The organism is Streptomyces sp. NPDC041713, assembly GCF_055591085.1.
In genome coordinates, this window is sequence record NZ_JBVIZY010000010.1 from 310,603 (window position 1) to 322,210 (window position 11,608).

Sequence of the window (11,608 nt, forward strand, 5' to 3'; positions counted from 1 at the left end):
CGGCACACACCGGGTGTCACGTCGGACGCGGGTCAGACCGTCAGGCCTTGTCCTGCATGCTGCTGCGCGCCGGGTTGGCCTGCGCGGCGGCCTTGGGGTCCTTCTCGTTCGCCTTGGCGCGTACCCCCTGCTCGATGCGCTCGCCCACCGACTTGTCGATGTTCTTCCAGTACTCGAAGGCCCGCTGGAGCACCGGCTCGGTCACGCCGTTGAGGAGATGCCCCACGACGTTGTCCACGAGGCGGTCGCGCGCCGCGTCGTCGAAGACCTCGCGCACCATGGTGCCCGGCTGGCTCCAGTCGTCGTCCTCGGCGTGGTCGACGTAGGCGGCGCGGGTGATCTCGCCGTCCGCGTGCCAGCTGGGCGGGTTGCCGTAACGGGCGGTGTCGGCCGCCGGGCCGCCCTTGGAGTTCGGCGCGTACACCGGATCCGTGACCTTGCGGTAGGCCATGGCTCCGTCCTTGGAGTAGGAGTGCACCGGCACGACGGGCGCGTTGACGGGCAGCTGCTGGTAGTTGCCGCCGATGCGGTGACGGTGCGCGTCGGCGTAGGAGAACAGCCGCGCGAGGAGCATGCGGTCGGGGCTGGGACCGATGCCCGGCACCAGGTTGTTCGGCTGGAACGCCGCCTGCTCGATCTCGGCGTGGTTGTCCGTGGGGTTGCGGTCCAGGGTCATCCTGCCGACCTCGACCAGCGGGTAGTCGCCGTGCGGCCACACCTTGGTCAGGTCGAACGGGTTGAACCGGTAGGTGGCCGCCTCCTCGTACGGCATGATCTGCACGTACAGCGTCCAGCTGGGGAAGTCGCCGTCCCGGATGTGCTCGAAGAGATCCCGGGTGTGGTAGTCGGTGTCGGCCGCGGCCATCTGGTCGGCCTCGTGCTGGGTGAAGCACTCCACGCCCTGGTCGGTCTTGAAGTGGTACTTCACCCAGAACCGCTCGCCCTGCGCGTTGATCCACATGTACGTGTGCGAGGTGTAGCCGTTCATGTGGCGCCAGGTGCGCGGGATGCCCCGGTCGCCCATCAGCCACGTGACCTGGTGGGCCGACTCCGGCGAGAGGGTCCAGAAGTCCCACTGCATGTCGTGGTCGCGGAGGTTGTTGTCCGCCCTGCGCTTCTGGGACCGGATGAAGTGCTGGAACTTCATCGGGTCCTTCACGAAGAAGACCGGGGTGTTGTTCCCGACCATGTCGTAGTTGCCCTCGGACGTGTAGAACTTCAGCGCGAAACCGCGCGGGTCACGCCAGGTGTCCGGGGATCCGCGCTCGCCGGCCACGGTGGAGAACCGGGCCACGAGCTCGGTCCGGGTCCCGGGCTGGAAGACTGCGGCCTTCGTGTACGCGCTGACGTCCGCGGTGACCTCGAAGTGACCGAAGGCGCCGCTGCCCTTGGCGTGCGGCTGCCGTTCGGGGATGCGCTCCCGGTTGAACTGGGCCATCTGTTCGATCAGATAGCCGTCCTGCAGGAGGATCGGGCCACCGGCGCCAACGGTGAGCGAGTGTTCGTCGCTCTCGACCGGAACGCCGGCATCGGTGGTGGTCGCTTTACCTGTGGCGTCGTTCATGAGGTACGTGTGCCTTTCCTGCGGCGGTGTCTGGCGTTGGCGCCAAGTCCATATTGCGGCTTTTTCGACAGTGCTGCTCTGTCGCCGAACCGGGCGCGGCCTACGACTCCGGTGCGACCCGGGTGGATCTCTCACCGGACAGCCATCGAGTGCCCTGCTTGGCGCCGCCAATACCTGCTCCGCACATCTGTTTGGGCGGATGCGGAGGGCGACGGGTTCAGTGCCCTGAGGAACTGGATCAGTGCCCTCCCGGAACTGGATCAGTGCCCTCCCGGAACCGGATCAATGGCCTTCGGAGCTGGTGAGGTTCTCGCGGATCTTGGCGATGGCGAAGCCCCAGCCCTGCTGGACGGTCGGCTTGGCCGGCACCGCGATCTCCTCGGGGTTGGTGAGGACGTCCAGGAGCACCGGTCCCGGCGTCGCGAAGGCCCGCTCGACGGCCTCGGTCAGCTCCTCCGCCCGGGTCACCCGGATGCCCGTGATCCCCATCGACTCGGCGACGGCCGCGAAGTCCGGGTTGTCGAGCTCGGTGCCGAACTCCGGCAGGCCCGCCTCCTCCTGCTCAAGCTTCACCATCCCGAGCCGCTGGTTGTCGAAGACGACCAGCTTGACCGGCAGCTGCTTGCTGCGGATGGTCATCAGGTCACCGAGCAGCATCCCGAGGCCGCCGTCGCCGCAGAAGGCGACGACCTGCCGTTCGGGGTCCAGGAGCTGCGCGCCGATCGCCTGCGGCATCGCGTTCGCCATCGAGCCGAGGTTGTACGAGCCGAGCAGCCGGCGGGACCCGCGCATCTCGACGAAGCGCGACAGCCACACCGTGGCCATGCCGGTGTCGGAGGTGAAGACGGCGTCGTCGGCGGCGATGGTGTCCACCGCGGCGGCCAGCGCCTCCGGGCGCACCAGATGGTCCCGGTTGTCGAAGGCGGACCGCACCTTGCCGATCAGCCCGTCGTCGTGGTCGGGGCGGGCGAGCCGCTGCTGGCCCTGCTGCCACTTGGCGAACTTCTCCCGCGCCCCGTCGAGGTGCCCGCGGTCCTCACGCCGCTTCAGGCGGGAGAGCAGACCGCGCACCGTGGGGCCGACGTCGGCGGCGAGCGCCACGTCGACCGGCACGCGCCGGCCGATGTGTTCGGCGACCCGGTCGACCTGGACGACCTTCTTCCCCTCCGGATACCACTCCCGGTAGGGGAAGTCCGTGCCGAGCAGCAGCAGGGTGTCGGCGTCGTCCATCGCGTGGGCGGCGGCCGGGTTGCCGATCAGCCCCGTCTGGCCGACCTGGTAGGGGTTGCCGTCGCCCTCGAACCCCTCCTTCGCCTTGAGGGTGAGCACCATGGGCGCGGCGAGCCGGTCGGCCAGGGCGAGGACGTCCTCGCGGGCGCCGCGTGCCCCCCGGCCGACCAGCATGGTGACCTTGCCGCCGTCGTCCAGCGCGGCGGCCGCCTCGTCCAGAACCGGGTCGTCGGGCCGGTTGGCGGACTCGGCCACGGAGAGCCGGGCGGGCCGGTCGTTCTCCAGCTCCTTGCCGCCGATGTCACCGGGCACGGTCAGCACGGCCACGCCGCGGCGCCCGATGGCGGAGCGCACGGCGATCTCCAGCAGGCCGGGCAGCTGCTCCGGCGAGGTGACGGTGGCGCGGAAGACGGCGACGTCACGGAAGAGAAGGTCGTTGTCGACCTCCTGGAAGTAGTCGGTGCCCACCTCGGCGAGCGGCACCTGGCCGGCGATGGCGAGCACCGGGGTGCCGCTCTTGGCGGCGTCGTACAACCCGTTGAGCAGGTGCACGGAGCCCGGCCCCACGGTGCCCATGCAGACCCCGAGTGTGTCGGTGAGCTGGGACTGGGCGCCGGCGGCGAAGGCGGCGGCCTCCTCGTGCCTGCAGCCCACCCAGTCCACGGAATCGGAGGCGCGGATGGCGTCGGTGAAGGGGTTCAGGGCGTCGCCCACCACGCCGAAGACGTGGCGCACTCCGAGCTCTTCCAGGGCGTCGACCACGACACGGGCAACAGTGCGGGACATGGGGATTCCTTTCGGGGGGATCGAGGAGTGATCGGGAAGGTGGGGGCGCCGTCAGAGGGTGAAGGCGTCCGGGTCGGCCGCGCGCCAGTCCGCGGCCCAGCTCTCCGGGGGCTCCGCGAGCAGCTGGCCGGGGGAGAGCCACTCGTACAGCTCGGCGTAGGAGCGGAAGTGGCCGCGGTCCTCGCGGCGCCGCAGCAGGTGCGGGCCGAGCTGCGCGGTGTCGTGCACGCCCATCGCGGCCATGATCCGCAGCGCGCTCTGCACGGTGGCCTGCTGATAGCGCGTGACGCGGGCGGACTTGTCGGCGACGTCGAGGGCGCGGGCGCGGCGCGGGTCCTGGGTGGTGACACCGGTCGGGCAGCGGTTGGTGTGGCAGCGCTGGGCCTGGATGCAGCCGACCGCGAACATCATCGCGCGGGCCGCGTTGGTGTAGTCGGCGCCCATGGCGAGCCGCTTGACGATGTCGGCGCCGGTGGCGACCTTGCCGCTCGCGCCGATGCGGACGCGGTCCCGCAGCCCGGTGCCGGTCAGCGCGTCGTGGACGGTGATGAGGCCGTCGGTGAGCGGCAGACCGAGGTGGTCGGCGAACTCCAGCGGGGCCGCGCCCGTGCCGCCCTCCGCGCCGTCCACGACGATGAAGTCCGGGGTGATCCCCTCGGCCGCCATCGCCTTGCACACGGCGAGGAACTGCGTCCGGGAGCCGGGGCACAGCTTGAACCCCACCGGCTTGCCGCCCGTTAGCTCCCGCATCCGGGCGAGGAAGAGGACGAGCTCGCGCGGGGTGGAGAAGACGCGGTGGTACGGCGGTGAGACGACGGTCCCGCCCTCGGGCACCCCGCGTACGGAGGCGATCTCGCTGTTGACCTTGGAGCCGGGCAGGACGCCGCCGATGCCCGGCTTCGCGCCCTGCGACAGCTTGAGCGACACACAGCGCACCGCGGGGTGGGCGGCCTTCTCGGCGAACTGTCCGGCGTCGAAGTCCCCGTCGCGGGTGCGGCAGCCGAAGTAGCCGGTGCCGATCTCCCAGACGAGGTCGCCGCCGGGCCCCAGGTGGTACTCGGACAGGCCGCCCTCGCCGGTGTCATGGGCGAACCCGCCGCGCGCCGCGCCGGTGTTGAGGGCCAGCACGGCGTTGGCGGAGAGCGAGCCGAAGCTCATCGCCGACACGTTGAGGAGCGCCATGTCGTACGGCCGGGTGCAGTCGGGGCCGCCGACGCGGACCCGGGGCGGCTCGTGGGGCACGTCCACCGGGGCCATGGACGGCACGAGCAGCTCATAGCCGCGCTGGTCCATGTCGCGCTCGCTGCCGAACGGCTCCTCGGCGGAGACGCCCTTGGCCCGCTCGTAGACGATGCTGCGGGTGTCGCGGTCGAAGGGCCTGCCGTCGTAGTTGCGCTCCACGAAGTACTGCTGCAGCTCCGGGCGCACGGCCTCCATCAGGTAGCGCAGATGCCCGAGCACGGGATAGTTCCGCAGCACGTTGTGGCGCCGCTGGACGAGGTCGTACGCGCCGGTGAGCGCCACGGCCACGAGGGGCGCCGCGAGCAGCCACCACCACGGCGACACCAGCAGGGCGAGGAGCACACCGCCCACCGCGCCGACCACCAGCAGGCCTACCGTTGCAAATCGGGTCATGATCCTCACGTGACCCGAATCCGGCAGGTCACACGTCCCCCGGGCCACCGAATCCATGGCCCGGGGGTGCGCGGCGGCCGGACGTGCGGACGGCGCCCTAGCCTGCCGCCTCCAGGCACTCCTCCGCGATCTTCTCGTCGAGCGCGGCCCGCACCAGCGCGGCGGCCACCACGCTCGGCCGCTCGTCGGTGAGCCGCAGCAGCGCGGACGGGTCCCGCGGCAGGCCGAGGCGCTCCGCCCCCTGCAGCACCTTGGCGTCGAGGTGCGGCCGGTACTCGGGCCACACGTCCTGCACCTCGCGGAGGAAGATGTCCACGCCGGTGGGGCCGAGACCCGGCACCCGTCGCAGCATGCGCTGCACGGCGGCCACGTCGCCGTCGGCCTCCTCCCGGACCCGGCGCAGGTCGCCGTGCCACGCGTCGAGCACCAGCCGGGCGCCGTCACCGAGCTGGGTCGCGGTCCGTTCGTCGTAGCGCCGGTAGCCGCCGCGCCCCAGGGCGTCGACGCGCTGCTGCCAGGTGGCGTCGGCCATCTGCCGGGGCCCGCGCATCCCCGCGTCGTACAGCGCACGGGTGCTCGCCACCGCGGCGGAGGCCCGGATGCGGGCGCTGAGCAGACAGGACAGGACGAGCGTGCGGTAGAGCGGCTGCGGGGTGCCGGTCAGCCGGATGCCCGCCTCGGCGGCGTACGTCTGTCCCGAGATCCTGAGCAGTTCCCGCAGCACGGCCTGCTTGCCGGCCATGGCGCACCTCCTTGGCGTGGTTCTCGTCCGACCGGGTTCTCCTGCCCGCTACGACGCGGTGTCCACGGAGGGACGCGAGAGCACGAGGAGGCTGTGCGGGGCGACGGTGACCTCGGCGCCGGCCTTGTGTTCCGTCTCGTCCGAGAGGCCCCGCGGATCGGTGGTGTCGAGGCGCGTCTCCCAGCGCTCGCCGTACGCGGCGTCGGGCAGCCGGAAGACGACCGGGTCCCCGCAGCTGTTCAGGAGCAGCAGGAAGGAGTCGTCCACCACGGGCCTGCCCTGCGCGTCGGGCTCGGCGATGGCGTCGCCGTTGAGGAAGACGCCGACGGCGTGGGCGTCGGGGCGCTGCCAGTCCTCGTCCGTCATCTCGCGGGCGTCGGGCCGCAGCCACACCAGGTCGGGCAGGGGCCGGCTGTCGCGGGCCGGCGGCTCGCCGCGGAAGAAGCGGCGCCTGCGCAACACCGGGTGCGCGGCGCGCAGTTCGATGGCCCGGCGGGTGAAGCCGATCAGGTCGCGCTGCTCGTCGTCGAGGTCCCAGTCGACCCAGGAGAGTTCGTTGTCCTGGCAGTAGGCGTTGTTGTTGCCCTGCTGGGTGCGGCCCAGCTCGTCGCCGTGCGCCAGCATCGGGATGCCCTGCGAGACCATCAGGGTGGCGAGGAAGTTGCGCTGCTGGCGGGCGCGCAGCTCCAGGATCCGCTCGTCGGTGGTGGGGCCCTCGGCGCCGCAGTTCCACGAGCGGTTGTCGCTCTCGCCGTCCCGGTTGTCCTCCGCGTTGGCCTCGTTGTGCTTGGCGTCGTACGAGACCAGGTCGCGCAGCGTGAAGCCGTCGTGGGCGGTGACGAAGTTCACGCTGGCCCGCGGGCGGCGCCGGTCGTGCTGGTAGAGGTCGGACGAGCCGGTCAGCCGGGAGGCGAACTCGGCGAGCGTGTGGTCCCCGCACCGCCAGAAGTCCCGTACCGCGTCCCGGTACTTGCCGTTCCACTCCGACCACAGGGGCGGGAAGTTGCCCACCTGGTAACCGCCGTCACCGACGTCCCAGGGCTCCGCGATGAGCTTGACCCGGCTGACCACAGGGTCCTGCTGGACCAGGTCGAAGAAGGCCGAGAGCCGGTCCACGTCGTGGAACTGCCGGGCCAGCGTGGCCGCCAGATCGAAGCGGAAGCCGTCGACGTGCATCTCGGTGACCCAGTACCGCAGCGAGTCCATGACCAGCTGCAGGACGTTCGGATGCCGCATCAGCAGGCTGTTGCCGGTGCCGGTGGTGTCGAAGTAGTGGGCCCGGTCGTCCTCCGGCAGACGGTAGTACGAGGCGTTGTCGAGGCCGCGGAAGGCGAGTGTGGGGCCGTTCTCGTTGCCCTCCGCCGTGTGGTTGTAGACCACGTCGAGGATCACTTCGAGGCCCGCCGCGTGCAGCGCCTTGACCATCGACTTGAACTCGTCGACCTGCTCGCCCCGGGCGCCGCGCGCCGCGTACCCGTTGTGCGGCGCGAAGAAGCCGATGGAGGCGTACCCCCAGTAGTTGGAGAGACCGCGGTCGCGCAGGAAGCCGTCCTGCACGTACTGGTGCACGGGCATCAGCTCGACGGCGGTCACCCCGAGGGAGGTGAGGTGGTCGATGACGGCGTCGCTCGCGAGGCCCGCGTACGTGCCGCGCAGCTCGGCGGGGACGCCCGGATGCCGCTGTGTCAGACCGCGGACGTGCGCCTCGTAGACGACCGTCTCTGCGTACGGCCGACGGGGTGGCCGGTCGTCCCCCCAGGCGAAGGACGTGTCGACGACGACCGAGAGCGGGGTGTGCCCGGCGCTGTCCGCCCGTTCGGGTCCCTGCGCCGCGCGCTCGTACAGCGAGGAGTCGTTGTCCATCTCCCCCTCGATCGCCCGGGCGTAGGGGTCGAGGAGCAGCTTGGCGGGGTTGCACCGGTGGCCCGCGGCGGGATCCCAGGGGCCGTGCACCCGGTAGCCGTACCGCTGGCCGGGGCCGACCCCGGGGAGGTAGCAGTGCCAGACGAAGCCGTCGACCTCGGTGAGGGTGACGTCGTCGTGCGTGCCGTCGTCGTGGAAGAGGACGAGGACGACGCGCTGGGCCACTTCGCTGAACAGGGCGAAGTTCGTGCCCTCCCCGTCGTAGGTGGCGCCCAGGGGGAAAGGGGATCCGGTCCAGGTGCGCACACGGCTGCCTTCCTGACGATGGGCGGAGGCCCCGCGCCCGTAAGGGCAGGGCCTCCGCCTCCAGTTGCGGGAGTGGCGTGGGGCCGTCGCCGGTGGGGCGAACGGGCCGCTGCGCGCCGGGTTCACGTCTCCGGCACACCCGCCAGGACTGCCATGATCTCCTCCCGCGGCACCTCGAGCGACTCGGGCACACAGGGCACCGGCGTGATCGGGGAGAGGGTGGCGTGGTCGGGCGTACGGTCGCGGTGGGCGAACCAGATGATCTTGCCGTCGGCCGCCGGGCAGCTGCCCCAGCCGTCGCTCAGCGCGGCGATCTGGGCCAGGAACCCCTGCGGTGCGTAGTGCGGTCCGAGGTCGCGGTCCTTGTCCGACACGCCGGTGATCAGATGGTGCCCCGTCCACCACAGCTCGACGGCCGCCTGCTTGTTCGTTCCGTGCTCCTCGATGGCCCGCAGCAGCACACGGGTGCAGTGGCCGACGGGTTCGACGAGGATCCCCAGGCCCCAGTGCCGGAGATGGGCCGCCAGAATGCGATCGATCTGGTCGATCCTCTCCGGGCTGATCTCCACATCGAGGTGGTAGTAGCGGGGGGTTGCCGACTTCATTGCGCTTGGCTCCTCTCGGCGGAGCTCTCGCTCCTCTTCGGCCCTGCGGACCGAGCCCCGAACACGAAGCGTGAGCACTGATCGCTCCTGAGTAAGTCTCAGGGTGAGAGCACTACTCCATTCGCGCAACACGAGCACCTGAGGCCACTTGTTGAATAGCCAACAAGACGCTGCGTGGTCGAGCGTGCACCATGAGTCTGGAAACACCGATGTCGGCGCGAGCCGTCCGGTCCTCCATGTGCGGTGCCGTTCCGCGTCGGCCAGGCGCTCCGGTCGCACCCGTCGCAGAACGTAGGTGAGCAGCATGGTGCTGTTGCCCGCCAAAGATGTCGTCGCACGGCATCTGAGTCAGTACCGGTCGTGGGAACGGCTGTTGTTCGTCCGCCCCGCCGACCGTGACGTGCGCACGCACTTCGAGAACACCGCGTACACCCTCTGCGTGCTGATGGGGGAGTGCACGGCGCGGGCGGCCGCCGAGGCGGCCGAGGAGTACCTGCGTCCGCGCGCCGCGTGCCGGCCGAGGCCGGCGCCCGAGCGTCTGGGGCAGTAGTCACGCGCGGTCCTGCTCGGGGCCGCGCCCACCACGAGCGCGGCGGAGGAGAGATTCGATGACCGCAGTTCCGGAGACGAACGCCGCCTCCGCGGCGCCGAGTTCCCCCCGCGCGCGGACGCGGACGCAGCAACGGACACAGGCGCAGACACAGCCACGGACACAGGCGCAGGCGCCGGTGCTGCCCGTGCCGGTACGGGACGTACGGCCGCGCGTCGACGACGGACGCCGCCCGGCGAAGGCCGTGCCCGGCGAGACGTTCCAGGTCACGGCGACGCTGTTCGGCGAGGGGCACGGGGCGGTCGGCGCCAACGTGGTGCTGCTCGGCCCCGACGGGCGGAGCGGCCCCTGGACGCCGATGCGCGAGCTGTCCCCGGGCTCCGACCGCTGGGGTGCCGAGGTCACCCCGGACGCGGAGGGCCGCTGGACGTACGCCGTGGAGGCGTGGACGGATCCCGTGGCCGAGTGGCGTCGCGCGGCCGAGGTCAAGATTCCCGCGGGCATCGACGTCGGGTTGGTCCTTGAGGAGGGCGCGGCGCTGTACGAACGGGCCGCGGCCGGCGCCCCGGAGGGTACGGAACGCCGGACCCTGCTGGCTGCCGCGGCCGCGCTGCAGGACGACCTGCGCACGCCCGCCGCACGGCTCGACGCCGCGCTGGCCCCCGCGGTGACCGCGGTCCTCGCACGGTTCCCCCTGCGCGAGCGCGTCACCCGGTCGGACGCCCTGCCGCTGCTGGTCGAGCGGCGCAGGGCGTTGTTCGGCTCCTGGTACGAGTTCTTCCCGCGCTCCGAGGGCGCCGAGGCGCGCGAGGGCGCGCCGCCGGTCTCCGGCACCTTCCGCACGGCGGCGCGACGCCTCCCCGCGATCGCGGCCATGGGCTTCGACGTGGTGTACCTGCCGCCGATCCACCCCATCGGCACCACCTTCCGCAAGGGCCCCGGCAACTCCCTGTCGGCAGGCCCCCACGACGTCGGTGTGCCGTGGGCGATCGGTTCGCCCGAGGGCGGTCATGACGCGGTCCACCCGGACCTGGGGACGCTGGAGGACTTCGACGCGTTCGTACGCGAGGCCGGGCGGCTCGGGCTCGAAGTGGCGCTCGATTTCGCGCTGCAGTGCTCGCCCGACCACCCCTGGGTGGAGAAGCACCCCGAATGGTTCACCCATCGCCCGGACGGCTCCATCGCGTACGCGGAGAATCCGCCGAAGAAGTACCAGGACATCTACCCGATCGCCTTCGACCGCGATCTGCCGGGCCTGGTCGAGGAGTCCGTGCGGCTGCTGCGCTTCTGGATGGGCCACGGCGTACGGATCTTCCGCGTCGACAATCCGCACACCAAGCCGGTCGCGTACTGGGAACAGGTCCTGGCCGACATCAACGCCACCGACCCCGACGTGCTCTTCCTCGCCGAGGCGTTCACCAGGCCGCCGGTCGTGCGGGCGCTGGCCCAGGCCGGGTTCCAGCAGTCGTACACCTACTTCACCTGGAAGAACACCAAGCAGGAGCTCACCGACTACCTCACCGAGCTCGCCGGGGAGACCGCCCCGTATCTGCGGCCCAACTTCTTCGTGAACACCCCCGACATCCTCTCGGAGTTCCTCCAGGCGGGTGGCCGTCCCGCTTTCGAGCTGCGGGCCGTGCTCGCCGCGACCCTCGCGCCGAGCTGGGGCGTGTACGCCGGGTTCGAGCTGTGCGAGAACGCCGCGGCCGGCCCGGGGAGCGAGGAGTACCTCGACTCGGAGAAGTACCAACTGCGGCCGCGGGACTGGGCGGCGGCCGAGCGCGAGGGACGCACCATCGCCCCGCTCCTCACCGCGCTCAACCGTGTCCGACGGGACCACCCGGCCCTGCAGCAACTGCGCGACCTGCACTTCCACCAGGCCGACAACGACGCGGTGATCGCCTACAGCAAGCGCTCCGGTGACGACACGGTCCTGGTGGTGGTCAACCTGGACCCGCACCACGTCCGCGAGGCCACCGTCCGCCTCGACATGCCGCGCCTGGGCCTCGACTGGGACGAGTCCGTGCCGGTACGGGACGAGCTCACCGGCGACACCTACCACTGGGGCAGGACCAATTACGTGCGCCTCCAACCGGGCCAGGCCCCGGCGCACGTCTTTGAGGTCCTGCGACCGTCTCCACCACTGAACGGAGGGTCACCCACGCAATGATCATCAACGAGCCCGTCAAGGACACCTTCGAGGACACTCCGGAGAAAGATCTCGATCCGGAATGGTTCAAGCGTGCCGTCTTCTACGAGGTGCTTGTCCGTTCCTTCCAGGACAGCAACGGTGACGGCATCGGCGACCTGAAGGGCATCACCGCCAA

The 11,608-nt window shown here is 71.1% G+C and carries 8 protein-coding genes; 2 read left to right on the top strand and 6 right to left on the bottom strand.

Annotation, left to right across the window (positions count from 1 at the left end):
- Positions 1–40 precede the first annotated feature (40 nt).
- From ACZ6CV_RS28425 to ACZ6CV_RS28450, 6 genes are all read right to left on the bottom strand, one after another.
- A complete protein-coding gene (locus tag ACZ6CV_RS28425; RefSeq protein WP_469253537.1) occupies positions 41–1,564 on the bottom strand; it encodes a catalase in 1,524 nt (507 codons plus the stop codon).
- A gap of 282 nt (positions 1,565–1,846) precedes the next feature.
- Positions 1,847–3,580, bottom strand: a complete 1,734-nt coding sequence (locus ACZ6CV_RS28430; protein WP_469253538.1) for a thiamine pyrophosphate-dependent enzyme — start codon at positions 3,578–3,580, stop codon at positions 1,847–1,849.
- 51 nt (positions 3,581–3,631) lie between these two features.
- Positions 3,632–5,215: an FMN-binding glutamate synthase family protein gene (locus ACZ6CV_RS28435; RefSeq protein WP_469253539.1), complete on the bottom strand. Its 1,584-nt coding sequence runs from the start codon at positions 5,213–5,215 to the stop codon at positions 3,632–3,634.
- Positions 5,216–5,312: 97 nt separating this feature from the next.
- Entirely contained in the window at positions 5,313–5,957 is a 645-nt protein-coding gene (locus ACZ6CV_RS28440; protein WP_469253540.1) for an endonuclease, read from the bottom strand.
- A 48-nt stretch (positions 5,958–6,005) separates the two neighbouring features.
- Complete coding sequence (gene glgX / locus ACZ6CV_RS28445; protein WP_469253541.1) at positions 6,006–8,126, bottom strand: glycogen debranching protein GlgX; 2,121 nt, start codon at positions 8,124–8,126, stop codon at positions 6,006–6,008.
- 122 nt (positions 8,127–8,248) lie between these two features.
- Positions 8,249–8,731 (bottom strand): pep a2, encoded by a 483-nt coding sequence (locus tag ACZ6CV_RS28450; protein ID WP_469253542.1) that lies wholly within the window; start codon positions 8,729–8,731, stop codon positions 8,249–8,251.
- 304 nt (positions 8,732–9,035) lie between these two features.
- Here ACZ6CV_RS28450 and ACZ6CV_RS28455 point away from each other — a divergent pair, with 304 nt between their 5' ends.
- Together ACZ6CV_RS28455 and ACZ6CV_RS28460 are read left to right on the top strand one after the other, a co-directional pair.
- Complete coding sequence (locus tag ACZ6CV_RS28455; protein ID WP_355819589.1) at positions 9,036–9,281, top strand: DUF5133 domain-containing protein; 246 nt, start codon at positions 9,036–9,038, stop codon at positions 9,279–9,281.
- A 58-nt stretch (positions 9,282–9,339) separates the two neighbouring features.
- The gene (locus ACZ6CV_RS28460) at positions 9,340–11,451 is read left to right on the top strand and encodes an alpha-1,4-glucan--maltose-1-phosphate maltosyltransferase (protein WP_469253543.1); all 2,112 of its coding nucleotides are present in this window, start codon (positions 9,340–9,342) and stop codon (positions 11,449–11,451) included.
- Positions 11,452–11,608: the final 157 nt, after the last annotated feature.

Coding starts and splice junctions, on each gene's coding strand:
- ACZ6CV_RS28435 (WP_469253539.1), bottom strand. CDS start 5,215: ATGACCCGATTTGCAACGGTAGGCCTGCTGGTGGTCGGCGCGGTGGGC.
- ACZ6CV_RS28440 (WP_469253540.1), bottom strand. CDS start 5,957: ATGGCCGGCAAGCAGGCCGTGCTGCGGGAACTGCTCAGGATCTCGGGA.
- ACZ6CV_RS28450 (WP_469253542.1), bottom strand. CDS start 8,731: ATGAAGTCGGCAACCCCCCGCTACTACCACCTCGATGTGGAGATCAGC.
- ACZ6CV_RS28460 (WP_469253543.1), top strand. CDS start 9,340: ATGACCGCAGTTCCGGAGACGAACGCCGCCTCCGCGGCGCCGAGTTCC.
- ACZ6CV_RS28455 (WP_355819589.1), top strand. CDS start 9,036: ATGGTGCTGTTGCCCGCCAAAGATGTCGTCGCACGGCATCTGAGTCAG.
- ACZ6CV_RS28430 (WP_469253538.1), bottom strand. CDS start 3,580: ATGTCCCGCACTGTTGCCCGTGTCGTGGTCGACGCCCTGGAAGAGCTC.
- ACZ6CV_RS28425 (WP_469253537.1), bottom strand. CDS start 1,564: ATGAACGACGCCACAGGTAAAGCGACCACCACCGATGCCGGCGTTCCG.